Below are 25,815 nucleotides of genomic sequence, written 5' to 3' on the forward strand. Positions count from 1 at the left end.
GCGATGTCGTGCCAACCTGACACGCTCCGTACTCCTACGTGGCGTTCCGTAATTTTACGCGGTGACAATTTTGTCTCACCGGAAACAGCAGCGAATCTGCGCGACGCGCTTGCGCATCGATGTCAAGACCGCTCGATGCGCCGCTCACTTCACGCACTGCGCATCGCGGGAGTTACCCGCTTGAAGTAATCGCGAAAAACATCGGCTCGAAAATGACTTAAGCGCATAGCGCAGCCAAGTGTTTGGAAAAGCGGCCACGCTCGGCCGGAACGTAAAAAAATTATGAAGAAATTTTGGGCAGACGATGTTGTTTGTCACATCCGAGATTCCTCGCGATGATTCAAAACCTTGCTTTCTTAACGCGCAACATGGCGTGGCAAGCGGTGCGATGACTCGCGATGCGTGCTCCGATCAAATGGATTGCGAGTCCCAACGCATCGTGTATTTCTTAAATCCACTCGCGGCGCCCACGATCTTGAGACCAGCGCGGTTTTAGAAACGGGGCGGACGTGCAAATCGGCGGCGGTGTGCGCGTTGGCGACGCTTTCAAAAGCGATGGCCGGAACGGTCTCCATAGCAGTATGGGGAACGACCGAACTTTGTCGAAATTTCTCGGGCACAACATCATCGTTGCGCCGTTTTGAACAAGAGAAATACGACAACGCTCGAACCGGCTGGAGCTTGCGACTGCTTCGCTCAGTGAGTGGACAATGGACGGGATATGGCGTTGCGGCTGAATCTTGGGGTTCGGACGCGGATGCCTATGGGACATGTGCGAGATGACAACTTGCCGTGAGCAATTGCGGTGAGGCGGGGAGGTTGCATGCTTTACGGACACATCGCTGCGAGACATCAAGAGCTGGTTCCGGATCACGCACCCTTAGCGGTCAACACCATCAGCACGGCCATCGGACCTCCCCTCCTCGCGCATCCGAGTATGCGCTGACCTCGCGGAGAACTCCCCTCGACCAGCATTGATCTGCCCAACGGCGTGCGCGCCGGACGGCGAAGCCATGGCTGGCGTTGGTCCTCCGCTCGAGGTCTCGCCCGGCAGACCAGTCCCTCGACGGGACATCTGCCCCAGCGATCACTCGACACCACCACTCAATTCGAAAAGTTGCGACTGACATGACAAATTCGGAACAGGAACGCTGGTCTCGCGTGAAGGGTCGGCTGCGCTCGACCGTCGGCGAGGACGTCTATACGAGCTGGTTCGCGCGCATGGACCTCGAGGCCGTCCAGGACGAGAGCGTCCATCTGTCGGTGCCGACGCGTTTCCTGAAGAGCTGGATCCAGGCCCATTATGCCGAGCGCGTGCTGTCGTGCTGGCAGGCCGAGATGCCCGAGGTTCACCGGATCGATCTTTCCGTTCGCACCGCGATGCGTTGTGCGACGCCGGCCAAGGAGGCGCCCGTTGCCGTGGAAGCCCGCCGCGCCGAGCGCAGCGATGCCAAGCCCGTCAGCAACGAGGTGCGCACGTCCGCCGCGGCGTCGCTGGCCACGAGTCATGACGCGCTCGGCGGCTCGCCGCTCGACCCCAGGCTGACCTTCGCCAGCTTCGTCGTCGGCCGGGCCAACACGCTCGCTCATGCGGCGGCGCGCCAGGTCGCCGACGGCCGCCGCGGCGATCCCGTGATGTTCAATCCGCTCTACATCCATGCCGGCGTCGGCCTCGGCAAGACGCATCTGCTGCAGGCCGTGACCTGGGCCGGCAATGCCGGCGGCGAGCGCAAGGTGCTGTATCTGACCGCCGAGAAGTTCATGTACGGCTTCGTCGCGGCGCTGAAATCGCAGACCGCGCTGGCCTTCAAGGAGGCGCTGCGCGGCATCGACGTGCTGGTGATCGACGACCTGCAGTTCCTGCAGGGCAAGTCGACCCAGGCGGAGTTCTGCCACACGTTGAACGCCCTGATCGATGCCGGAAGGCAGGTGGTGATCGCCGCCGACCGGCCGCCGTCCGATCTCGAAAGCCTGGATGATCGCGTCCGCTCGCGGCTCGCCGGCGGGCTCGTCGTCGAGATGGCAACGCTCGGCGAGGACCTGCGTCTCGGCATTCTCAAGTCGCGCGTCGCGGCAGCCCGTGCCCATCATGCGAGCTTCGACGTGCCGGAGCCGGTGCTCGATTATCTCGCCCGCTCGATCACCCATAACGGCCGCGATCTCGAAGGCGCCATCAACCGCCTGCTGGCGCATTCCAAGCTCAACAACCAGCCGGTCACGCTCGACATGGCCGAGCGCGAGGTCCGCGACCTGGTCCGGCCGCAGGAGCCGAAGCGGATCAAGATCGAGGACATCCAGCGCGTGGTGGCCCGGCAGTACAACGTCAGCCGCTCCGACCTGCTGTCCTCCCGCCGCACCGCAAACGTGGTGCGCCCGCGTCAGGTGGCGATGTATCTTGCCAAGACGCTGACCCTGCGCTCCCTGCCCGAGATCGGCCGCCGCTTCGGCGGACGTGACCACACCACCGTGCTGCACGCCGTGCGCAAGATCGAGGCGCTGGTCGGCAAGGACATCACGCTGAACGACGAGGTCGAGTCCCTGAAGCGCCAGCTGCAGGACTAGGCGGCTCGCACGGCCACGGGGGTTTGGACAGAACGTCCGGCCCCAGCCGGCCATCCTCCGCGCCCCTCCAAGCCAGCTTGGGACATCGTGCTCGGGACCGCGCCTCCGGGTCACGGAAGAGCCTGCCGAAACATGGGAAATCGGCGCCGCATCCCTTGCGCTTGAGCCTCATCCGCGCCACTTTACGCCTCCCCCTCACGCTCCTGGACGCTGGCAAAGCGCCGTTCGGGCGCGAGGTGCCATCGGCCGCGGCGCTGCCATAGCCCGCCGGCATTCCAGGACGAGATCAGTTGGGAACGGGCGGGTAAGTGCAATGAAGGTGACCGTCGAACGCGCGCAGTTGCTGAAGTCGCTGGGCCACGTCCATCGCGTGGTCGAGCGCCGCAACACCATCCCGATCCTGGGCAACGTGCTGGTGCGCGCCGAGAATGCCCGGCTGTCGCTGCGCGCGACGGACCTCGATCTCGAGGTCACGGAAACCCTGGCCGCCGAGACCGCCACCGCGGGCTCCACCACGGTTCCCGCGCATATGTTCTACGACATCGTGCGCAAGCTGCCGGACGGCTCGCAGATCGTGCTGGAGAGCGACGGCGAGCGCGCGGTGCTCGCGATCCGCGCCGGGCGCTCCAAGTTCACCCTGCAGACGCTGCCGGAGAGCGACTTCCCGGATCTCGCGGCGGGCGAAATGACGCATGCCTTCGGCGTTCCCGCCAAGGACATCAAGAGCCTGATCGACCGCACCCAGTTCGCGATCTCCACCGAGGAGACGCGGTATTATCTCAACGGCATCTATCTGCACGCCGGCGGCAATGCCAAGCAGCCGACCTTGCGCGCGGTCGCCACCGACGGCCACCGCCTCGCCCAGGTCGATCTGCCGCAGCCGGCCGGGGCTGCCGAGATGCCCGGCGTCATCGTGCCGCGCAAGACCGTGGGCGAGGTGCAGCGGCTGATCGAGGACAATGACAGCGAGATCAGGATCGAGCTGTCGCAGGGCAAGATCCGCTTCACCTTGGGACAGGTGGTGCTGACCTCGAAGCTGATCGACGGCACCTTCCCGGACTATGGTCGCGTCATTCCGCAGAACAACGACAAGGAGCTGGTCGTCGACAAGGCCGATTTCGCCGCCGCCGTCGACCGCGTCTCCACCATCTCCTCGGAGCGCGGCCGCGCCGTGAAGCTGGCGCTGGCGCCGGGCAAGCTGGTGCTGTCGGTGACCAATCCGGATTCCGGCAGCGCGACCGAAGAACTCGAGGTCGAATACGCCGCCGACGCACTCGATATCGGCTTCAACTCGCGCTATCTGCTCGACATCGCCGCCCAGATCGAGGGTGAGGTCGCGGTGCTGCGATTGGCCGATCCCGGCTCGCCGACGCTGATCCAGGACCGCGACAACAGGAACGCGCTGTACGTGCTGATGCCGATGCGGGTGTGACCCAACGCCCGTTGCGAGCTTTGAAGTTCACTCGTCATGGCCGGGCTTGACCCGGCCATCCATCTCAACAAATGGCCTACTGGGTGTACATCCTCGCCAGCAAGCCCGGCGGCACGCTCTATATCGGCGTGACCAACGATCTCATTCGGCGCGTGTATGAGCATCGCGAAGGCCTCGCAGAGAGCTTCACCAGACGCTACGGCATCAAGCGGCTCGTCTATTTCGAGGCGCATGAAACGATCGCGGCAGCATTGCAGCGTGAGAAGAACGTCAAACACTGGTCACGCGAATGGAAGATCGACCTGATCGTGGCGAGCAATCCGGATTGGCGCGATCTCTACGATGAAATAGTCCGCTGACGCGGACGATGGATTGCCGGGTCAAGCCCGGCAATGACAGAGCTAGGGCTTCCAGCTACATCCCGATGACCCCCTCCCGCATCAACCGCCTGTCGCTGACGCATTTTCGCAGCTATCGCGCTGCGAGCGTGAGCGTGCAGGCGGACATGGTGGCGCTGGTCGGGGCCAATGGCGCCGGCAAGACCAATTGCCTGGAGGCGATCTCGTTCTTCGCGCCGGGCCGCGGCCTGCGCCGGGCCACGCTGGAGGACGTCGCCGACAACCAGGGCGACGGCTCCTGGGCGGTCTCGGCGGAGGTCGAGGGCGCGCTGGGGCTGACGACGTTCGGCACCGGCATCGAGCCTCCGCGCAGCGATGCGAGCACCACCCGCCGCTGCCGCATCGATCGCGAGCCGGTCGGCTCGGCCGCGGCGTTCGGCGATCACATCCGCATGGTGTGGCTGACGCCGGCGATGGACGGCCTGTTCATGGGCTCGGCGTCCGAGCGTCGGCGCTTCTTCGACCGTCTGGTGCTCGCGATCGACAGCGAGCATTCGAGCCGCGTCTCGGCGCTCGAGCGCAGCTTGCGCTCGCGCAACCGGCTGCTCGAGGTGCGCAATTTCGACGATCATTGGTGCGACGCGATCGAGCGCGAGACCGCGGAGCTCGCGGTCGCCGTGGCTGCGAGCCGCGGCCAGACCGCCGTGAAGCTCGCCGCGATGCTGCGCCAGCGCGGCGCCGCCTCCGCCTTTCCCTCGGCCGAGATTGCGCTCGACGGCTGGATGGAGAACGCGCTGCTCACCGAGCCCGCGCTGGCGGTGGAGGACCGCTACCGCGCGATGCTGCGCGACAATCGGGCGCGCGATGCCGCCGCCGGCCGCACGCTCGATGGCCCGCACCTCACCGATCTGCACGTCATCTACGCGCCGAAGAACATGCCGGCGCGCGATGCCTCGACCGGTGAGCAGAAGGCGCTCTTGATCGGCCTCATCCTGGCGCATGCGACGCTCGTCGCCGAGACGACAGGCATCGTGCCGATGTTGCTGCTCGACGAGATCGTCGCGCATCTCGATCCCGGCCGGCGCAGCGCGCTGTTTGCCGAGCTCGGCACGCTCGGTGCCCAGGTATGGCTGACCGGCGCCGATCCCGCCGCGTTTGCCGAACTACGCGAACTCGGCGAGATCTTCGATGTCGAGGGTGGCCGGATCACCGCGCGGCGGTAACGCATTCCGCCGTTGAACCTATCAGTTCCCAGATTCGACTAGCTGTCGTTGGATCGACGACGAGGTCCTCCGACATCCCGCAGGCCCACGCGCCGCAATCGAAATCCTGGAGATCTGTGATGTCAGAGCTTTGGCCGCAGGCCATCGCCGCGCCGCGGCTGCGGCTGTTTGCCTGCTGCGTTTTGCTGCTCGCGAGCTGCGCCGTCCCTGCGCGCGCCGACGACGCCATCGTCGACGTGCATGCGCTACCGCGCGTCGAGGGTGCTGTCGAAGACACCTCCCGCCCCGATCGCTATCGCGTCGTCTACCGTCTGCCGATGCCGGTCGCCGCGACCAATGCCGCGACGCAGCAGGCGCTGAGCGCGGACGGCTGGGTGCGCTACATCCGGCCGCTGGAAGAGCGCAATCCAACGCTCAACTACAAGAAGGGCAAGCAGGGACTGACCGTGTCCTTCACCGGCAGCGGCGGCCGTGCCGACCAGTCGGACGTGACCTATTCGCCGCAGCGGATCTACGCGAACCTGCCGTTCCCCGAGGGTGCGACCGACATCGTGTTCGACGAGACGCGCCCCTATCTGTCCTGCGTCGCGCCGATGCCGGTGGATGCGGCGCGGGCCTACTTCGCCAAGGAGATGACGTCCCTCGGCTGGCAGCCGTTGACCGCCGAGACCGCCGCGCGCTGGCCCAATGCCGATCTCAGCGAGACCGCGCCGAATGGCGTGCGCGCCTTCTTCGGCCACGACGACAGCGACGGTTATCGCCGGCAGAGTCCGGTCATGGTGAGTCTGACTCGCCGCGATGACGGCAAGACGAATGTCGAGATCCGGATCGCGCCTTTCGCGCTGCCGGCTCAGATCGAGGCCGGCGACGACCGCGCCGGCCTGCCGATGCCGAAGCCGACCAAGTGGTCGCAGAGCCTGGGCAGCGCGACCTCGCCGAGCCGCCAGGCCAAAGGCGCCGTGATCGCCGAGCTGCCCGCGGTGCTCGCCTTCTACACCGGCGAGCTGCCGGCGCGCGGCTGGCGGATCGAGGCGGCCGGTGCGGGCACGCCGGACGAGGCCACGTTCAAGGTCGCCTCCGCGGAAGAGACCGGGACCCTGAAGCTGTCCCGCAAATACGATCTCACCATGGTCGAGCTGTCGGTGCGCGCCACGGAAGCTGCGCTGGCCGCACGCGCCAAGGCGAAGAAGGACGCCGACGACCGGTTCATGGCCGACGCAGCGGCGATGGCCAAGCAGGTGATCGCCGCCGACGAGGTCCGCCGCGCAGCCCAAGCCGCAACGCTGTCGGATGCGCCGCTCAAGACGCTTGCCGACAATCCGGCGCCGATCCCGCTGCCCGAGACCGCCGAGGCGGTGCAATTCGACGGCAGCCAGGGCCGGCTGGAGTTCAAATCCGCCTCGACGGTGAAGGCGCTCACCGGCTTCTATCGCGCGGCCTTGAAGCCTGCCGGCTGGCAGGAGGCACCCACCGTGATCGACAATCCGACCATGGCGCGCCTGCAATTCTCCGCCAGGGGCAAGTCGGTCGCGTTCACGATCATGCAGATGGGGCCCAAGGTGAACGTGACGGCGGACGGCACCGGCCTGCTCGCCGCGGCCAAGCCCGCGGCCGGCGCAAAGGCCGTGGCTCAGCCGGCGGCGGACGCGGCGCCGCTCGAGGCCGATCCGAACTCCGCGCTGCCGGTGCCGAAGCAGCGCAGCGCAAGCTCGACGTCGAAATCCAGGGCGCCCGGCATCGACACGCCGCTGCGGCTCGAGCTGGAGGCCAGCGTGCCGGCCGAGCTGAGTGCCGTGATGGCGTTCTACCGCACCGAGCTCACCAAGCTCGGCTGGCGGGAGACATCCGACGGCGCGCAGCAGGGACCCGAGCGGGCCCGGCTCGCCTTCGCGTCTCCGCAAGGACCTGCCGTGCTGACGCTCGGCCGCGCCAAGGGCGAGACCTCGGTCCATCTGGTGCAGAAGAACGCGGAGGCCGCGGCCAAGGCGGACATCCTGCCGAAGCCCGGCCAGGCCAAGCTCATGCTCGGCAATGTCGGCGAGACCGACGCCGTGGTGACGATCAACAGGCAGTCGATCAGGATCGCGGCCGGCACAGGCAGTCCCAAGACGCCCAAGGGCCCGCTGCTCGATCTGCCGCCCGGCAAGTACCGCTACGAGGTCAAGATCGCCAGCCGCGCTCCGGTCACCGAAACCATTGAGCTCGGCGCCGGCGACGTCTGGGGCCTGATGCTGGGCCCGACCGGCCAGGCCCTGCCGTTGCCGCTGTATTGACCGCCGCAAGCGCCGCTGCACGCCGTTCGCGGATCTCCAACGCGACAATCTCAGGCGGCCCCAAGGGGCGGCCTGATGCCGTTGGAACGCGGCCTTGACCATGCTTTTCAGGCGCCATCCGAACCGCCGCCGAAGAGCCCCCGAATCGCGCCTTCGCAGGCCCCGAAAGAGGCGCTCATACGGCTTGAAAAACGGTTAAAAAAACCCATCTCTTCAATATCTTAAGAGGCTCCACTTTGCGCTATGCGCGCACCGTCTTTCATGGCACAAATGGCGCTCTCAGCACCCTAGCGCGACATCGCCCTTCGGGACCCCTTCAAAGGCCTCACATGACCGAACCCGCCCGGCAAACCATCGCCGAAAACGAGCCTGCAACCGCGAACGAGTACGGCGCAGAATCGATCCGGGTGTTGAAGGGCCTGGATGCCGTGCGCAAGCGCCCGGGCATGTATATCGGCGACACCGATGACGGCTCCGGCCTGCACCACATGGTCTACGAAGTCGTCGACAACGCCATCGACGAGGCGCTCGCCGGTCACGCCACCGCGGTCGAGGTCGTTCTCAATCCCGACAACTCGGTCACCGTGCGCGACGACGGCCGCGGCATTCCCGTCGACATCCACAAGGGCGAAGGCGTGTCGGCCGCCGAGGTCATCATGACCCAGCTGCATGCCGGCGGAAAGTTCGACCAGAACTCCTACAAGGTGTCGGGGGGGCTGCACGGCGTCGGCGTCTCCGTGGTCAACGCGCTGTCGAGCAAGCTGCTGCTGCGGGTCTGGCGCGACGACAAGGAGCATCTCATCGAGTTCGCCCATGGCGACGCGGTTGCGCCGCTGAAGGTGGTCGGCGAGGCCAAGGGCAAGCGCGGCACCGAGGTGACGTTCCTGGCCTCGACGGAAACCTTCAAGAACGTCGAATATGACTACGCGACGCTCGAGCATCGTCTGCGCGAGCTTGCCTTCCTCAACTCCGGCGTCAACATCGTGCTCTCCGACATGCGCCATGCGGTCGAGAAGCGCGAGGAGATGCATTACGACGGCGGCGTCGAGGAGTTCGTCAAATATCTCGACCGCAACAAGAAGGCGATCGTTCCGGCGCCGATCATGGTGCGCTCGGAGGCCAACGGCATCACGGTGGAAGCTGCGCTGTGGTGGAATGACAGCTATCATGAGAACGTGCTGTGCTTCACCAACAACATCCCGCAGCGTGACGGCGGCACCCATCTCGCCGGCTTCCGCGGCGCGCTGACGCGCCAGGTCAACGGCTATGCCGAGGCCAATGCGAAGAAGGAAAAGATCGCGCTGACCGGCGACGACTGCCGCGAGGGCCTTACCGCGGTGCTCTCGGTGAAGGTGCCGGATCCGAAGTTCTCGTCGCAGACCAAGGACAAGCTGGTGTCCTCGGAAGTGCGCCCCGTGGTCGAGAACGTGCTCAACGAGGCGCTCGCCGCCTGGTTCGAGGAGCATCCGGGCGAGGCCAAGGTGATCGTCGGCAAGGTGATCCAGGCGGCCGCCGCCCGCGAGGCGGCGCGCAAGGCGCGCGAATTGACGCGCAAGAATCCGCTCAGCGTCTCGTCGCTGCCGGGCAAGCTCGCCGACTGCCAGGAGAAGGATCCGGCCAAGTCCGAGCTGTTCATCGTCGAGGGTGACTCGGCCGGCGGCAGCGCCAAGCAGGGCCGCAACCGCGAGTTCCAGGCGGTGCTGCCGCTGCGCGGCAAGATCCTCAACGTCGAGCGCGTGCGCCCCGACAAGATGCTGTCGAGCGAGCAGATCGGCACCCTGATCACCGCGCTCGGCACCGGCATCAGCGACGACTTCTCGATCGACAAGCTGCGCTATCACAAGATCATCGTGATGACCGACGCCGACGTCGACGGCGCCCACATCCGCACGCTGCTATTGACCTTCTTCTACCGGCAGATGCGCGAGATCATCGACCGCGGCCACCTCTACATCGCGCAGCCGCCGCTCTACAAAGTCATGCGCGGCAAGTCCGAGCAGTATCTGAAGGACGAACGGGCGCTGGAGGATTATCTGATCGGCACCGGGCTCGACGATTGTGTGTTCAAGACCGCCGAGGGCGAGGAGCGCAAGGGCCGCGACCTGCTGGCGCTGGTCGAGGAGGCACGCCTGGTCCGCAACATCCTGCGCAACCTGCACAGCCGCTACGACCGCAAGGTCGTCGAGCAGGCCGCGATCGCCGGCGTGCTGCGGCCGGACATCACCCGTGACATCGCCACCGCGGACGCCGCGGCGGAGTACATCGCCAAACGGCTCGACGTGCTCGCCGACGAGGTCGAGCGCGGCTGGATCGGCCATTTCGTCGAGGGCCAGGGTTTCACGTTCGAGCGCACCGTGCGCGGCGTCAAGGATGTCGCCGTGATCGACGACGCGCTGCTCGCCTCCGTCGATGCCCGCAAGCTGGACGACTACGCAGCCCGCCTGCAGGAGGCCTATGCCAAGCCCGGCGTCCTGCGCCGCGGCGACACCCAGACGGTGATTCACGGCCCGATCGATCTTTTCGAATCCGTCGTCGACGCCGGCCGCAAGGGCGTCACCCAGCAGCGCTACAAGGGTCTCGGCGAGATGAACCCGGAGCAGCTCTGGGAAACCACGCTCGACACCGAGGCGCGCACGCTGCTGCAGGTCAGGGTCAAGGAGGTCGACGAGGCCGACGACATCTTCACCAAGCTGATGGGCGACGTCGTCGAGCCGCGCCGCGAGTTCATCCAGGACAACTCGCTGTCGGCGAATGTCGACGTGTAAGGACGGGTGGTGCTGGTCTAGACCGGCCCGCTGGGCTCGGCTTTGCCGGCAGGGTCCACGGCATTCTTGAATTGCGCGACCGCGTCGCGGATCCTACCGAGAACGTGGCTCGCAGCTTCGACCGAGGGGCCGGCCTTCGACGCATCGAAGTCGCCGTAAACGGCGTTTCTCGCCCGGTGACGCATCCTCATCAGTTCGAGCAGATCGAGGCGAAGCGCAGCGTCGAACATCGCCGGCCGTCCTCTGTCGCCTTGCATCGGTCTTGAGACGCGATCGATGAGATCCTTGTGCCACGCATCTCCGGATGGGCTGGTCTCGCCGAGGATATCGAGAACGCGTGTGATCGCCTTCTCCAGCAGGGTGTATCCCGTCTCCATCCCGTGCAGGAACGCATTGGACCGCTCCCATGCGAGATCCGGATCATTGGAATCGAAGCCGCCCCGCTCGAAAGTTCGCAGCGCCATCCCGAGTTGGGTTACGGCAGCGTCCAGATCAGCCTCGACGTCGCTCCAGCGGTCATCGCTCATGAAAGGATCACCGCATGATCAGCGATCCGCGCGAGAAGCCTTTCACTGGCCAGCGATTTGAGATGGATGTCGGCTGGCAATTCATGGTGACGACAGAGGTCCTCGACCAGTTCGACGGCCTCGACCTGATGCGCGGACGGAACATCGACGATGACGTCGAAATCGCTGTCGAACGACAGCCGCTGCTGCGCAACCGACCCGAACACAATGAAGCGGCCGCCGCACCGTTGCGCGAAGGTTTTCAGCTCGGCCATGACAGCGGCCGCCGCCAGCCGCCGCCGTGCGGTCTCGCGCGCCTTGCGTTCCGATATTGTGACGACACCGGTCATGGCAGCTCCTGAGCCGCAATATCAGCATTCCTGCGGCCCAACACAATGCCTCATCGGACCGGAGCCGCACCGGACAAAACCCGGGATCCGTGACTTGACCGCGCCTTCCATGTTATTGGCGTTTGCGATCCAGGCCCACTGTGGCGGGTCGCCCCCTGGCAAACGGTCATCTGAGGACGGGTTTTCGCGCATGGCGCCCATTCAATACATCGTCGAGGGTGGTCACCGGCTCAAGGGCGCGATCGAGCCGTCCGGCAACAAGAACGCCGCGCTGCCGATCATTGCCGCGGCGCTGCTGACCGACCATCCGGTGACGCTCGACAACGTGCCGCGCATCCGCGACACCGAGACCCTGGTCGAGCTGGTGCGCTCGGTCGGTGCCTCCGCCGAATGGCGCGGCCGCAACCGGCTCGCGATCCATGCCAAGGAGATCCGCGCCGCCGATCTCGATCCGGACCTCTGCGCGCGCATCCGTGCGTCGATCCTGCTCGCCGGTCCCCTGCTCGCCCGCTGCGGCGAAGTGGCGCTGCCGCCGCCGGGCGGCGACGTCATCGGCCGCCGCCGCCTCGATACCCATTTTCTCGCCTTCGAGCAGCTCGGCGCCACCGTCACCGCGACCGACAAGATCGAGCTGCGCGCCAGCGGCCTGAAGGGTGCCGACGTCTTCCTCGACGAGCCCAGCGTCACCGCGACCGAGAACGCGCTCGTCGCCGCCGTCGCCGCGCACGGCACGACTTACTTGCGCAATGCCGCCTCCGAGCCGCATGTCCAGGACCTCGCGCATTTCCTGGTGGCGCTGGGCGCCAACATCGAAGGCATCGGCACCAACACCATGGTGATCCATGGCGCCAGCACGCTCGGCCAGGCCTCCTACGCGATCCAGCCGGACCACATCGAGGTCGGCTCGCTGATCGGTCTCGCCGCGGTGACGCGCTCGCCACTGCGCATCGTGCGCGCTGGCACCGAGCATCTGCGCTCGATCCGCATGGGGTTCGAGCGGCTCGGCATCGTCTGCGAGGTCGCCGGCGACGACCTCATCGTGCCCTCCGACCAGACCATGAAGATCAAGGATGATTTCGGCGGCCACGTGCCAAAGCTGGAGGACCAGCCCTGGCCGGCCTTCCCCGCCGATCTGATGTCGATCGCGATCGTCACCGCCACGCAATGCGAGGGCGTGATCCTGATGTTCGAGAAGATGTTCGAGTCGCGGATGTTCTTCGTCGACAAGCTGATCTCGATGGGCGCCCGCATCGTGCTGTGCGACCCGCACCGTGCCATCGTCGCCGGCCCCAGCCAGCTGCGCGGCGCCCGCGTCGTCTCCCCCGACATCCGCGCCGGCATGGCCATGCTGCTCGCCGCGCTCTGCGCCGAGGGCACGTCATACATCGACAACGCCGACCAGATCGAACGCGGCTACGAACGCATCGACGAGCGCCTGAACGCGCTGGGCGCGAAGATTACGCGGGTGCCGGAGCGCGTACGGTAGACAGGTTCACGCGGACCGATCCGTCTGCACGCCCGCAAGCACCTGATCTCGTCATAAGATGTCGATCCGCATCGCAAAGGCCAATACAGCGCCCTCTCCCCTTGTGGGCCCCTTGTGGGAGAGGGCATCAGCGGCCCATCTACGCACTCACTCGGGTGAGGGGTCTCTCTCCGCTAGCGACTCTTGTGGAGAGAGACCCCTCACCCGACCGAGCCTGCCAAGCCGGCATACATGCCCTCTCCCGCAAGGGGGCACATTCACGCGCAACGCGGCTCCGCTCGATCTGATTGTCGAGCCCGCGAGGAGCGCCGCGTACGCCCACTCCCATCGTCGTCGTCAGCAGTCAATAGTCATGCATTGTCTCACCAGATGTGTGGTGCCGACGAGTACAATTCATTGTAACGTTCTGACCTCGTCCTCCGTCCAGTCACGCCTTGCCTCTCGTCTCGATGTCGCTCACACACGAATCGATCTGCGCCCCTCTGACACGCGATGATACCGAGTCGCTGACCTTGTTGCGCGACGCGGCGGCGTCGGCCGACCAGTTCATTCGTCGAACCGCCGTCGAAGTCATCGGCCGGCATGTCAGCGGCCGAAACCTCAGCGACCTGATCTTGTGTGCCTTGGCCGATCGATCCGAGTATGTCGTACGCGCAGGCTGCCAGGTTATCGAAGATTGGAAATGGGACGCTGCTCACGGCGCCATCTCGAACCTGATCAAGAGCCCGTCCGGATCCACGCGACAGGTGTCTATCCGCACCTTGGGCGCGATTTGGCGGCAGTCGGATTTTCAGCCGGTCTTTCAAATCTACAAGACGGACGCGGAGACCGAGGTTCGGCGCGAGGCCGCGTGGACCCTTCGAAACAACGTCTCCGGCGCGGATTGGCGGCGCTTGTTCGACGCCTTCCGCACCGACGCGTTACCTCGACATCGTCGATGGGCGTGTGATCTCGCCAGCGCGTTCGGACAACCGGACGTCGTCCGCTTCCTCAAGGCGCTCTGCACCGATCGCGATGGCCATGTGCGAAAGGCGGCTGCGAAGGCCATGGCTGCTTTAGACGCGCACACACTTCCCGTGGTCGAGACGGTCGACGTCGACGTTTAGGCGCTCCATGGACGACATCTCCCGTCTTCTCCCACGCAGCAAGAACGACATCGACGGTGCACGGGCCGTCGTGCAAGCTGGTTATCCTGCAGTCGCCCCGATACTCGGCGAACTGACGGTTTGGCTGAAGGATTACAACTGGCCCATTGCCCACCTTATCGCGCCATTCCTGTCGTCGATCGGTACCCCGATGGTGCCGCACATCTGGCATGTCTTGAAATCCGACGATCACGTCTGGAAATACTGGATCATCGAGTTGCTGCTTCTCGGCCTTCCTCAAGATACCGCGCTAGAATTTCGTCCGGAGCTCGAGCGCCTCTGCTACACTCCAAGCGATGCCGAGCGTCGCGAGGAGCTCGATCAGCAGGCACGCCAAGTCCTCGCTCACTTCGGTTGGGTATAATGTAAAAAGCGAGCCCAGACGCGCCACCCGCCATACAGGAACGACCAACCCCCGAGGCTCACGCGTGACGATCAGCGAGATCGTTCCCGATGTCGACCGTGACCGATGGCTCGCCGGTGCTGACTTCGCCGATGCCTTCCGCATCTCCATCGACGGCGCGGCCCTCGATGCCCGCACTGCGGCCGAGCGCATGCTCGGTCATGCGCCCTGGTGGATGGCCGCGCTCCTGCAGCTCCGCAATGGGCTGGTGCGGCCGTTCGGTCTCAAGACCTCCGGCGCCGACGCTCGCCGTCCGGGTCCCATGATCGGGATGTTTCCGGTGATCGATGAAACGCCAACGCAACTGGTGCTCGGCTTCGACGACAAGCACCTAGACTTCCGCGTTCTCGTCGATGTTGCGATGATCGGCGCGACCTCGCAAGTGACCGCGACCACGCTGGTGCAGACCCACAACGCGCTCGGCCGCATCTATCTCGCCGTCATCACGCCGTTTCATCGCCTCGTGGTCAAGGCCATGCTCCGGCAGGTTGCCGCGCCTGCTTGATAGGCCGCCGCCCATTTTTTCATTTTCCAGAATTTTCCGCTTGCGCTATTTCCGTAAATCAGAAACAATGCCGCCATCCCGTCCTCGTTGAGAGGGACGCTTCGCGATCGTCACGAACGTTGAGGGTGGGATGCGATGGATGCGGCGGCTTTCAGCGCGCGCTCGGGGCAACTCGAGTCGGTGCGTGGACGAAGGAGCGGTCGCATACGGCGAAATCGTATGGTCCTGGCCTCCCGACGCTGAGGTCAAGCCGGCGAACGATCTGTCGGTGACGGTGGCCAACAAGCCCGGCGCACCGGGGAGAGTACGTATAAGCCGTTCCAACCATTGCGCAGGGAAGGCCGGTTGTGCGGCCCACCTGTGGTGACTGCCGCCTGCTACTTCTTTTGCAGGCGGGCCATGGGTGTGGTCAAGCACCCGGCCTTCCCTGCGCCCTCTCACTTCCGAGGGGCACTGGTCGAGCAAAGCTCGGGCGCGAAACGTGCCGCGAGATCGCGAAGGCACGCATGCGGCGACAAAGACAAATCAGTGCCGAAGCGCGCCATGCCGCGCCATGACATCGATGGGGGTCGTCCCGACGATCCGAGCGCCCGCGCCGCACCGTCCCGCCGCCGAACATGCCGCTGTGATGTGCATGACGCCACGGGGCCTGCTATAGCGCCGTTCATGACCTCGACAACAGGAACCGACCACGCGCCATCAGCGCTGACGCCGCCTCTCGCGCTCGAACTGTGGGACACCATCCGTCTTGCCGCGCCGATGGCGCTGACGCAGCTCTCCCAGATCGCGATGATGTCGACCGACCTCGCCTTCATCGGCCGGCTCGGCGGCGACCCGGTCGCAGCCGCTGCGCTGGCCGGCACGGTCTATTTCGTCGGGTCCACGTTCGGAATGGGCTTGATGTCGGCCGTCGCGCCGCTCGCCGCGCAGGCGTTCGGCGCTGCAGACGCAGGCCTCGTCCGGCGCGCGCTGCGCGTCGGCCTGTGGGCCGGCCTGCTCGTCGCGCTGCCGATCATGCTGATCGCGCTGAACGGCGAAACCATCCTGCTCGCGCTCGGGCAGGCGCCCGGCGTGGCGCGCCTTGCCCAACACTATCTCGCCGGCCTCGCCTGGGGCATCGCGCCGATGCTGTGGTTCATGGCGCTGCGCAGCTTCATGGGCGCGGTCAATCGCCCGGAGCCGGTGCTCTGGATCACGCTGACCGCGATCCCGCTCAATGCCCTGCTGGTCTATCCGCTGCTGTACGGCCATTGGGGTTTTCCGCAGCTCGGCCTGACCGGCGTCGGCCTTGCGACCTCGCTGGTCAATACGGGCACCTTCCTCGCAGGGCTGTGGTTCGCGACGTTCCGTCCGCCGTTTCGCGACTATCGCGTGCTCGCGCAGCTGGGGCGGATCGACTGGCGGCTGATGCGGCAGCTCCTCGTCATCGGAGCGCCGATCTCGTTGTCGTTCCTGCTCGAATACGGCCTGTTTTCCGCTGCGGCCATCCTGATGGGGCTGATCAGCACGCCCGCGCTCGCTGCGCATCAGATCGCACTGCAGATCACCGCGATCCTGTTCATGGTCCCGTTCGGCATCAGCATGGCCGCGACCGTGCGGGTCGGCCATGCCGTCGGCCGCAACGACGCGCATGGCGTGCGTCGTGCCGGCCTGATGGCGATGCTGCTCGGCCTCGTCCTGGCCGTGCTGTTCACGCTCGGCATCGTCGTCGCGCGGTTCGAGATCGTGCGGCTGTTCCTGGGCGCGGGCATCGTCGACGCCGATGCCACCGTGGCGCTGGCGGCGACCCTGCTGCTCGTCGGCACCACCTTCTTCATCACCGACGCGCTGCAGAGCATCGCGGTGGGCGCGCTGCGCGGCATCAAGGATACGCGCGTGCCGCTGCTGCTCGCCGTGCTCGGCTATTGGCTGGTCGGCTTTCCCGCGTCGTATGCGCTGGGATTCCACACCCCGCTCGGCGCCGTCGGGATCTGGATCGGGCTGTCGGCCGGCACCACGCTCTATGCGGCGCTTCTGGTGCTGCGCTTCCTGCAGCTGTCGCGATGAGCAAGCTATGCACCGGCCGTGTCGGACGTCTCCTCCGGCTCCGCCCGGTGCGGCTTTCCGCTCGATGCCCCCGCCCATTCGGCGACGACGCGCTCGAGGTCGATCAGGTTCTGGCGCATCTGGTCGAGCGAGAAGCCGAGCGCGAAAAAGCGTTCGGCGGCATCGCCCGGCAGGCCGCGCGTGAGACCATCGCTGCGGACGGCGGCGACCGCCTCGGCATAGGCCTTGACCGCAACATGGACCGGCCAGATCGCCGGCGGGCCGGAGCCGTTGCGAATGGCGGCGGCGCAGCCGCGCAGGTAGCCGGCAATGGCGTCGCTGACGCGAGTGACCGGACCCGACAAGCGCGCCTGCAGCTCCGACGGCAGCGGCACCACGCTGGCGCGGCCGATCATCACGACGTCGTGCCGCAGCCGCAGGATGGTCCGCAACAGCGGGCCGGTGTCGGCGCCGGAGGACAGCCGCGCCGAGCGCTCGCGCTCGGCCTCGGCGCCGGTCGCGTTCAATTCGCTCAACGCCGTGCCGATGCCGTCCTGGATCCGGTGCAGCGCGTCGTTGTCGCGGCCGCGCGACAGGCCGGCGAGCAATTCGGTCATCGCCGCGGCGATCAGCTCGAGCAGCCGCCCCGCTGCGCTGCGCATCTGCACATGGGCGCGCGAGGGCAGCACGATGAACGAGACGACGAGTCCCGTCAGCGCGCCGACGGCGACCTCGAACACGCGGTCGACGGCCGAGCCGAGCCCATCGAGCTTGCCCATGGTCGGCACCAGCAGCACGATCACGGACGTCACCGTCGCAGCGTTCAGGCTCGGATTGATCGCAGCGATGAAGGCGAGCGGCGTCACCGCCAGGATCAGCATGCCCAACAATTGCAGCTCGCCGGAATGCGGAATGAACACGGTGATGGCGCCGCCATAGATCGCGCCGCCGATGGTGCCGAACATGTAGTCCCGCGTCGCCTTCAGCGAGCGCCCGACGCTGCCTTGCGTGACGATCAGCGACGTCAGAACCGCCCACAGCGGCAGCTTGAGCTGGAAGGCGGTGGCGATGGCGAAGGCGAGCGTCGCCGCCACCGTGCCGCGGACGGCCAGCGCCATATGTGGCTTGCGGGCGCGCACCCGGCCGAGCAGCTCCTTGAACGACGCCATCAGTCAATCACCTCGAAAAGCACCGGCGCGATCCGGACATGGCAGCTTCCCACCGGGCCCGACCCGCTTGAAAGGCGGAATCAGTCTGCCTACGCTGGCCGGCAATAAGAGCGAGGAAACACGATGGCCCAGGAAACTGCAACGCTCGCCGCCTATGTCGCCGAGCTGAAATATGACGATATTCCGCCCGAGGTGCTCGATCGCGCCAAGGTGCTGACGCTCGATTTTCTCGGCAGCGCCATCCGCGCCCGGCGCGAGGCGGAATCGACGCCGTCGGTGGTCAACATGCTGGCGGCCTTGAAGCTGGATGCGGCGGGCGAGGCCACCGTCTTCGGAGATGGCCGGACCTGGACTCCCGCGGTGGCGGCGCTGCTCAACGGTACGATGGGCCATTCGCTCGACTTCGACGACACCCACGCCGATTCGTCGCTGCATCCGAGCGCGCCGGTCGTTCCCGCGGCCTTCGCGGTCGGCGAAATGGTCGGTGCGTCCGGCCGCGAGGTGCTGACCGCCATCGTCGCCGGCTACGAGGTGTGCTGCCGGCTCGGCAACGCGCTCGACCCGACCTCGCATTATGCACGCGGCTTCCATCCGACCGCGACCGCGGGCACCTATGGCGCCGCCGCTGCCGCCGGCAAGCTGTTCGGCCTGTCCGAGCAACAGCTGGTCTACGCCTTCGGCGTCTCCGGCAGCCAGGCGGCGGGCTCACTGCAGTTCCTGGTCAACGGCGCCTGGAACAAGCGCTATCAGGTCGGGGCATCGGCGATGAACGGCGTGATCGCGGCGACCTTGGCCAAGAACGATTTCGTCGGCGCAGTCGAATCCGTCGAGGGCAAGCATGGCCTGCTGGTCGGCTACACCGACGCGCCGCATCACGAAAAGGCGGTGGCAGGGCTCGGCACCACCTATGAGACGATGAAGATCGGCGTGAAGCCGTATCCGAGCTGCCGCTATACCCATGCGGCGATCGACGCCATCGTCGCGCTGCGCCGCGAGCACAATCTGACGCCGGACCAGGTCAAGCGCGTCGAGATCGGCCTGCATCGCAACGGCATCACCTTGACCGGCGATGCCACGACCAAGCGGCACCCGACCTCGATCGTCGGCGGCCAGTTCTCGATGTTCTTCACCGGCGCGCTGGCGCTCGACCAGGGCCGCTTCGGCTGGGACGACTACACCAGGCTCGGCGACACGGCGATCAATGCGCTCGCCGACAAGTTCGATGTCGTTCAGGACGACAGGCTCGAGGTCGGCCGCAGCCATCCGTTCGGCGCGCGCGTCACCATCACCACGGAAGACGGCGTGCACGAGCGGCTGCACGACGATCCCTCGGGCGAGCCGACCTCGTTTCCCTCGGCGCAGGCGATGAGCGACAAGTTCATCACGCTGGCGCGGCCGGTGCTGAGCAGCCGCGCGCAGGACTTTGCCGACGCGATCCTGTCGCTGGAGCGTTTCGACCGCGTCGCGCAGGCGACGGCGCTGGGGAGGGCCTGATCCACGCGTCACTCCCCCCGCGTCGCCGCGATCACGTCGCTCACGAGCTGCGCCACGCCGTCGACTTCCGGCGGCCAGTTCACGGTGCGGCCGAAGCGCGCGATGACGAGGCGCTCGGAGGGGATGACGATGACGTACTGGCCGAGCGTGCCCTTGGCGAAGAAGGCATCGCGCGGCCAGCCATGAGAGATGCGATAGTTGGCGCCGAAGCTGTCACCGCGGTTGGTCCAGAAGCCGGCGCCGATGCCGACGAAGGCGTTGGGCGTCGGCGTGCTGACATGATCGACCCAGCCCTTTGGCAGGATGCGGCGGCCGCCGACCAGGCCGTCGTCGAGATACAGCTGGCCAAGCCGCGTCCAGTCGCGCGCCGAAGCCAGCATCTGGCTCGATCCGTCGGGGGTGCCGGCCGAATCGAATTCGAGCGTGACGCTGGTCATGCCGAGCGGACCGGTCAGCTCGCGATGGACAAAACGCAACACGTCCGCAGCGCTGCCGCCCGCGGCGTCGCGGATGAGATGAGAGAGGATGACGGTGTTGCCGTCGTGATAGTTGAACGTTGCGCCAGGGGGCGTTTCGAGGGGCATGGATTCGGCGAACGCCGCCCGGTCCGGCTCGACGAACTTCATGCGGTTCACGGGCTCCAGCGCCGACAACAAGGAAGCCTGCAGCGAGCTGCCGAGCGCGAGCCCGGCGGTGTGGCGCAGCAGATGATCGACGGTGATGGCATGGCGCGGATCGCTCTCGCTTGTCCACGCCGCGACCGGCGCGGGCCGATGCAGCGCGAGCTTGCCCTGGCGGACGAGGATGCCGATCAGGGTTGCGGTCATGGATTTGGTCGCGGAGAAGCCGAGCAGCGGCGTATCCAGCGAGACGCCCGGCGCGTAGCGCTCGGCAATGACCTTGCCGTCCTTCAACACCACGACCGCATGCGTGCGCCGGAACGGCGGCGCCTCCGGCTCGGCAAAGGCGCGATCGAGCGCGGCAGCGAGGGCCGGGTTGGCCGGCGTCACGACACGCGGCGGGGCGATGTCGGACAGCAGCGCGGGCTGCTGCGGGGAGGTCGGCGCGGATGGCCACTCCCGCGCGTCCCCATGATCCATATGGCAGCCGTACCCGTCGCGATACACGGCATGGCTGCGGCCGAGCCCGAGCAGCGTGACGGTGACATCCTTGGCCTTGCGATCGACGCGGATGTCCATCGCCCAGCTCAGCAGGCCGGCGCCGGGCATGGCGGCCTGGGTCTCGGACAGCACACCGTCCGGATCGAGGCCGGAGACGAACGTCTCCGAGCACAGCACGCCGGCGATGAATCCGGTCGCGACCTGGGGCACGTCGCGGGCCCGGGCAACGCCGATGGCCAGGGTGGTCAGGGTGACGGTCGAAACGAACACGAGCAGCAGGCGGCGGCGGGTCATGGGAAGCTCCGGCAGATGGACCTGCCGGACCCCACCGCAGCGGCGGCCGGAGCGCTCGCCGATTTCGAAACAGGCGCCAGCCGGAACTGCCAGGGACCTCGCCGATTTCGAAATTCATTCGTGATTTCAACGCCGCAATCGTCACGCCGCGGACAGCCTCGTACGCCGGTACTCCGTGGGCGTCACGCCTGTCTCGGCCTTGAAGGCGCGGTTGAACGGCCCGAGCGACTGGAACCCGGCGTCCATCGCGATGGTGATGACGGGCACCTCGGCCTGGGCCGGGTCGGCGAGCGCGGCCTTCGCCTCCTCGATACGGTGGTTGTTCAGGAAGGTGTTGAAGTTGCGATAGCCGAGCTCGCCATTGATCAGCCGCCGCAGCCGGTATTCGGGGATCGACAGCCGGCTTGCCAACATGCCGATGGTGACGTTCTCCTGGCGGTAGATCCGCTCGTCCGCCATCAGCCGCATCAGCCGGTCGACCAGTCTGCGGCTGATCGCCGCCTCGGCCGCGCTGGCAACGGCGGGCCCCGCTGCCACCCCCGGCATCTCGACAGGGGTCGCCTCCGGGGCGAACACGTCGCCCGCACCGACCTTGAGCAGCATCAGCGTGACGGCCGCGACCACGGCCGCGAGCATCGCCGCGTTGATCACATTGCCCAGCTCGGACGGACCGCCACCGGCGGACGCGATCTGCAGCAGCGCGTTGACGCCGCCATAGGCCATCGCCGCGATGACGACGAAGGCCCGGACGCGCCGCCGTCCCTCGACGAGATCCGCAGACCACGAGCGGACAGTCTGCGCCAGGGTCAGCCCGAGGAAGCCGATGGCCAGCGCATTGTTGGCGATGACGACGAGCCGGCCGTGACCCGCAGGCCCGAGCATGAGGCAACTCGCCAGGCTGAAGCCGAACACCGCGAGCCAGATGAGGCCGTGGCGCCAGCGCAACACGAAGCCGTCATCGAACAGCGCGCGGCAGAACAGCCAGAGCACGACGATGTCGGCCGTCGCGAGCGCGATCAGCGGCGCGAAGGCGAGCGACGGCGCCGCCGTGCCGCCAATGTTGAACGTCGTCGCATGCGCGGCCGAGCCGAGCGCCAGCGCGATCGCCAGCCGCCCAGTCAACCGCTGGCCGAGGTCGCGCCACATCGACACCGCCAGCACGGCGAGCAGCGCGATGGCGGCAGCGCGGAGCGCGAGGTCGAGACTTTCGAGCGGCATCAGGGCGGATCCATCATCGGCTGCGGAACTCTAGGCCCGTTCAAATCTCCCCGCAAACGCCGCGACCTCATGCCCTGCCCTCGCCTTCGCGAAACTGCTAAGCTCGCTCCTCCACATCGCAGGAGCGTCCCATGAGCTGGCAGCCATCGATCGATCCCGAATTCGGTGATCCCACCTCCTGCGATGCGCTGGAGCATGTCATCGTGCCGCGCACCCGCGACCTCGGCGACGGCTTTGCCGTGCGCCGCGCACTGCCGCATGGCCGGCGCCAGATGGTCGGCCCGTTCATCTTCTTCGATCATTTCGGCCCGGTGCAGTTCGTCTCCGGCAAGGGCATGGACGTGCGGCCGCATCCGCATATCGGCCTCGCCACCGTCACCTATCTGTTCGACGGCGCCATCATGCATCGCGACAGCGAAGGCAACGTGCAGGAGATCCAACCCGGCGCGATGAACCTGATGACGGCCGGGCGCGGCATCGCGCATTCCGAGCGCACGCCGGATTTGCAGCGGCAGAACGGGCAGCAGATGCTGGGACTGCAGAGCTGGATCGCACTGCCGGTGGAATCGGAAGAGATCGCCCCGAGCTTCCAGCATTATGCCGCGAACGCGCTGCCGACCGTCAGCGACACCGGCTTCTCCGCGCGCGTGATTGCCGGCAAGGCGTTCGGAAAGTCCTCTCCGGTGACGATGGTCTCGCCGTGGTTCTATGTCGAGGTGACGGCGCAGGCCGGCACGGTCGTGCCGCTCGATCCCGACCACGAGGAGCGCGCGATCTACATCGTCGACGGCGAGATCGAGATTGCGCGCGAGCGCCACGAGGGGCCGCGGCTGCTGATCTTCCGACCCGGCGACGCCATCAGCGTGCGCACCGTCAAGCCGACCCGGATGATGTTCCTCGGCGGCGACGCGCTGGAGGGGCCACGCCATGTCTGGTGGAATTTCGTCTCCTCCAGCAAGGAGCGCATCGAGCAGGCCAAGCAGGACTGGAAAACCGGCCGCTTCGCCGCCGTTCCCCAGGAGCACGAGTTCATTCCGCTGCCGGAATAGGCTATTGGGGACACAACGCTCCCGTTTCGAAAGCCCTATACGATGACCACGCTTCTCGCCAGCAATCTGCCGCTTCCGAAGATCGGCCGCGGCAAGGTCCGCGACATCTATGCCGTCGGCGACGACCGCGTGCTGCTGCTGACCACCGACCGCATCTCCGCCTTCGACGTCGTGATGAACGAGACCATCCCGATGAAAGGCGCGGTTCTGACGCAGATCTCGGCCTACTGGTTCAACGCGCTCGAAGGCGTCGTGCACCATCACATGATCTCGGCCGACACCGACGAGATCATCAGCGCCGTGCCCGAGTTGAAGCCGCATCGCCAGGAGATCCTGGGTCGCGCGATGCTGTGCAAGCGGACCACCGTGTTTCCGATCGAATGCGTGATCCGTGGCTACCTCTCCGGCTCGGCCTGGAAGGAATATGCCGCCAGCGGCACACTGGCTGGCGAGCAACTGCCCGCCGGCCTGGTCGAGAGCCAGAAGCTCGAGCCCGCGATCTTCAGCCCGGCGACCAAGGCCGAGAGCGGCCATGACGAGAACATCACCATCGCCAGGATGCGCGAGGTGGTCGGTGATGAGACGGCGTACACGCTGGAGAGCATGACGCGTGCCGTCTATACGCTCGGCGAGACGCTGGCGCGCGAGCAGGGCATCATCATCGCCGACACCAAGTTCGAGTTCGGCCGCGACAAGGATGGCCACATCATCCTGATCGACGAGGTAATGACGCCGGACTCGTCGCGGTTCTGGGCCGTCGACGCCTATCAACCGGGCCAGCCGCAGCCGAGCTTCGACAAGCAGCCGCTGCGCGACTATCTCGACGCCGAGCGCCGTGCCGGCCGCTGGAACGGCGACGCCCCGCCACCGCCGCTGCCGCAGAGCGTAGTGGATGCCACCAGCCAGCGCTATCTCGAGGCGTTCAGGCGCGTCACCGGGCATGAGCTGAGGATCTGACGACATCAGGGCCGAAGCTGAACTGATCACAGCCGAGCTCGCCCTTCCTCGCATCCGTCCCCGGCTCGATATCGGACGCAGGCTCTCGTTCTCGCAGCATCGTTTGCCCGAGCTTTGCGGATCGAGCTCGCCCTGGAAAATGCCGAGGGCGCAGGGAAGGCCGGGAGCTGGCTGCTCCCATGGCCCGCGTGCGAAAAAGAATGCACGCGGCGGTCACCACAGGTTCAGCCGAGACATCCCGGCCCTCCCTGCGCGATGGGTTTAACGTCTGCTCCGTGCTCTCCCCGGGGACCGGGCTTTGTTGCCCCCGTCACCAGCGCGACACGTCCTGTCAAGGATCACGTCACACCGACTTGGCGCCAGCATCGGGGCGCCAGGACCACACGGCTTGAACGTCCGCGAGCTGTCCATCGTCCAGCGCATCAGCACCTGACAGACCCGCGGCCACCGCTCCCCGCCTCTACGTATCGTGACGACGCGTACGTCCCTCTGCATGAGGACGGGATGCCGCGGAGTAGAGCATGATTTCTGAAAAATAGCAATAGCAATGCTCCAAAAATCCGGCGATACCTCGCCTGTTTCGAAAGTGACTGCTCCAAAGCTGATCGTTGCACCTCGTGGCGGGTCCGGTGATTGCAGGCCAAACCGCGTCCGATCAGGGAGATAGGCCCGCGGACGTCGAAAGCCGATCACCTTCACTCGCAGTGCGATCGATTGGACCGTGCTACATGGAAGCGATGAGCCGAGCTACGAACACCGCCATCATCCTGCTGCCCGGCATGGACGGAACGGGAGAGCTGCTCAAGCCCCTCGCGGAACGTCTGTCGGCGCGTCGCCCGACGCACATCGTCGCCTACCCTGGCGATCGGCACCTCGACTACGACCAGCTGGCACAATTCGTCGGCGAGCGCGTGCCTCGGCATCGCTTCGTCATTCTGGGCGAGTCATTCTCCGGACCGATCGCGATCGAGATCGCAGCGACGAACCCGCGGGTCGCCGGGCTCATTCTTGCGTCGAGCTTTGCATGCCATCCGCTGCCACGGTGGATGTCGCCGCTCACCTGCCTCCTCGATGCGCGATGGATGCCGTCGAAGCTCATGGCGGCGGCCATCATGGGATCGGCGGCAACGCCAGAGCTCGAGCGACGGCTGCGAGACGTCCTGCGTTCGGTGCCGCCGGCGGTGCTTCGCGCGCGGGCCAAAGACGCGCTCCGCGTCGACAGGCGCGATCGATTGCATGAGACCACCTGCCCGATGCTGTGCCTGCACGGCAGCGCGGACCTGCTCATCGGTCGGAGAGACATCTCGGACATCCTTGCGGCTCGGCCCGATTGCGAGTTGCGCGAGCTCGATGCGCCCCACATGCTGCTGGCGACCCATTCCGACGCATCGGCCATCGTCATCGATGCATTCTGCGAGCGCGTTGCGCCCGGCTCTTGATAGAACCCCGAAGGGTGGGCAAAGGCGGGAGCGAGCTCTATCCCGAGACGAGATAGCGGTG

The 25,815-nt window shown here is 66.4% G+C and carries 20 protein-coding genes; 15 read left to right on the forward strand and 5 right to left on the reverse strand.

The genetic code is table 11. From position 1 onward, the window contains the following. Nucleotides 1-1,128 precede the first annotated feature (1,128 nt). The 6 genes from dnaA to gyrB all read left to right on the forward strand — a co-directional run bounded on the left by dnaA (nt 1,129) and on the right by gyrB (nt 10,593). Nucleotides 1,129-2,562: a chromosomal replication initiator protein DnaA gene (gene dnaA / locus QX108_RS17135; protein ID WP_172110522.1), complete on the forward strand. Its 1,434-nt coding sequence runs from the start codon at nt 1,129-1,131 to the stop codon at nt 2,560-2,562. Between the two features lie 313 nt (nt 2,563-2,875). Continuing rightward, nucleotides 2,876-3,994: a DNA polymerase III subunit beta gene (gene dnaN, locus QX108_RS17140; protein ID WP_042338453.1), complete on the forward strand. Its 1,119-nt coding sequence runs from the start codon at nt 2,876-2,878 to the stop codon at nt 3,992-3,994. A 71-nt stretch (nt 3,995-4,065) separates the two neighbouring features. Continuing rightward, on the forward strand, nt 4,066-4,353 hold the full coding sequence (locus QX108_RS17145; protein WP_172110524.1) for a GIY-YIG nuclease family protein: 288 nt from the start codon (nt 4,066-4,068) through the stop codon (nt 4,351-4,353). A 65-nt stretch (nt 4,354-4,418) separates the two neighbouring features. Further along, nucleotides 4,419-5,555, forward strand: a complete 1,137-nt coding sequence (gene recF, locus QX108_RS17150) for a DNA replication/repair protein RecF (RefSeq protein ID WP_315780812.1) — start codon at nt 4,419-4,421, stop codon at nt 5,553-5,555. Between the two features lie 119 nt (nt 5,556-5,674). Then, nucleotides 5,675-7,828: a hypothetical protein gene (locus QX108_RS17155; protein ID WP_315780814.1), complete on the forward strand. Its 2,154-nt coding sequence runs from the start codon at nt 5,675-5,677 to the stop codon at nt 7,826-7,828. Between the two features lie 329 nt (nt 7,829-8,157). Further along, on the forward strand, nt 8,158-10,593 hold the full coding sequence (gyrB, locus tag QX108_RS17160) for a DNA topoisomerase (ATP-hydrolyzing) subunit B (RefSeq protein WP_315780816.1): 2,436 nt from the start codon (nt 8,158-8,160) through the stop codon (nt 10,591-10,593). A 17-nt stretch (nt 10,594-10,610) separates the two neighbouring features. On the opposite strand, the gene QX108_RS17165 is transcribed toward gyrB, so the two are convergent. Both QX108_RS17165 and QX108_RS17170 read right to left on the reverse strand, forming a co-directional pair. Next, the gene (locus QX108_RS17165; RefSeq protein ID WP_172110528.1) at nt 10,611-11,120 is read right to left on the reverse strand and encodes a hypothetical protein; all 510 of its coding nucleotides are present in this window, start codon (nt 11,118-11,120) and stop codon (nt 10,611-10,613) included. Next, entirely contained in the window at nt 11,117-11,449 is a 333-nt protein-coding gene (locus QX108_RS17170) for a nucleotidyltransferase domain-containing protein (protein WP_315722959.1), read from the reverse strand. Before QX108_RS17170 ends, QX108_RS17165 begins: the two co-directional genes overlap by 4 nt. A gap of 190 nt (nt 11,450-11,639) precedes the next feature. Here QX108_RS17170 and murA point away from each other — a divergent pair, with 190 nt between their 5' ends. From murA to QX108_RS17195, 5 genes are all read left to right on the forward strand, one after another. After that, entirely contained in the window at nt 11,640-12,935 is a 1,296-nt protein-coding gene (gene murA, locus QX108_RS17175; RefSeq protein ID WP_315780818.1) for a UDP-N-acetylglucosamine 1-carboxyvinyltransferase, read from the forward strand. Nucleotides 12,936-13,384: 449 nt separating this feature from the next. Further along, complete coding sequence (locus tag QX108_RS17180) at nt 13,385-14,041, forward strand: HEAT repeat domain-containing protein (RefSeq protein WP_315799596.1); 657 nt, start codon at nt 13,385-13,387, stop codon at nt 14,039-14,041. Between the two features lie 7 nt (nt 14,042-14,048). Then, nucleotides 14,049-14,444, forward strand: a complete 396-nt coding sequence (locus QX108_RS17185; RefSeq protein WP_315780822.1) for a DUF5071 domain-containing protein — start codon at nt 14,049-14,051, stop codon at nt 14,442-14,444. Between the two features lie 64 nt (nt 14,445-14,508). Continuing rightward, on the forward strand, nt 14,509-14,988 hold the full coding sequence (locus tag QX108_RS17190; RefSeq protein ID WP_315780824.1) for a DUF2867 domain-containing protein: 480 nt from the start codon (nt 14,509-14,511) through the stop codon (nt 14,986-14,988). Between the two features lie 666 nt (nt 14,989-15,654). Beyond that, entirely contained in the window at nt 15,655-17,034 is a 1,380-nt protein-coding gene (locus QX108_RS17195; RefSeq protein WP_315780826.1) for an MATE family efflux transporter, read from the forward strand. Nucleotides 17,035-17,039: 5 nt separating this feature from the next. On the opposite strand, the gene QX108_RS17200 is transcribed toward QX108_RS17195, so the two are convergent. Continuing rightward, a complete protein-coding gene (locus tag QX108_RS17200; protein ID WP_172110535.1) occupies nt 17,040-18,182 on the reverse strand; it encodes an FUSC family protein in 1,143 nt (380 codons plus the stop codon). Between the two features lie 123 nt (nt 18,183-18,305). Between QX108_RS17200 and QX108_RS17205 the strand changes: the two genes are divergently transcribed. Next, nucleotides 18,306-19,676: an MmgE/PrpD family protein gene (locus QX108_RS17205; RefSeq protein ID WP_315780829.1), complete on the forward strand. Its 1,371-nt coding sequence runs from the start codon at nt 18,306-18,308 to the stop codon at nt 19,674-19,676. Between the two features lie 8 nt (nt 19,677-19,684). On the opposite strand, the gene QX108_RS17210 is transcribed toward QX108_RS17205, so the two are convergent. Both QX108_RS17210 and QX108_RS17215 read right to left on the reverse strand, forming a co-directional pair. Beyond that, on the reverse strand, nt 19,685-21,091 hold the full coding sequence (locus QX108_RS17210; RefSeq protein ID WP_315780831.1) for a serine hydrolase: 1,407 nt from the start codon (nt 21,089-21,091) through the stop codon (nt 19,685-19,687). Between the two features lie 141 nt (nt 21,092-21,232). Beyond that, on the reverse strand, nt 21,233-22,309 hold the full coding sequence (locus tag QX108_RS17215) for a helix-turn-helix domain-containing protein (RefSeq protein ID WP_315780833.1): 1,077 nt from the start codon (nt 22,307-22,309) through the stop codon (nt 21,233-21,235). 131 nt (nt 22,310-22,440) lie between these two features. Between QX108_RS17215 and QX108_RS17220 the strand changes: the two genes are divergently transcribed. The 3 genes from QX108_RS17220 to QX108_RS17230 all read left to right on the forward strand — a co-directional run bounded on the left by QX108_RS17220 (nt 22,441) and on the right by QX108_RS17230 (nt 25,754). Further along, nucleotides 22,441-23,358, forward strand: a complete 918-nt coding sequence (locus QX108_RS17220) for a pirin family protein (RefSeq protein ID WP_315722977.1) — start codon at nt 22,441-22,443, stop codon at nt 23,356-23,358. A gap of 42 nt (nt 23,359-23,400) precedes the next feature. After that, nucleotides 23,401-24,315 carry a phosphoribosylaminoimidazolesuccinocarboxamide synthase gene (locus QX108_RS17225; RefSeq protein WP_315780835.1) on the forward strand — a complete coding sequence of 305 codons (915 nt, stop codon included), beginning with the start codon at nt 23,401-23,403 and terminating at the stop codon, nt 24,313-24,315. Between the two features lie 737 nt (nt 24,316-25,052). Next, nucleotides 25,053-25,754 (forward strand): alpha/beta fold hydrolase, encoded by a 702-nt coding sequence (locus QX108_RS17230; RefSeq protein WP_315780837.1) that lies wholly within the window; start codon nt 25,053-25,055, stop codon nt 25,752-25,754. Nucleotides 25,755-25,815: the final 61 nt, after the last annotated feature.

It is taken from the genome of Bradyrhizobium sp. SZCCHNR1002 (assembly GCF_032381435.1).
Taxonomy (GTDB): Bacteria; Pseudomonadota; Alphaproteobacteria; order Rhizobiales; family Xanthobacteraceae; genus Bradyrhizobium; species Bradyrhizobium aeschynomenes.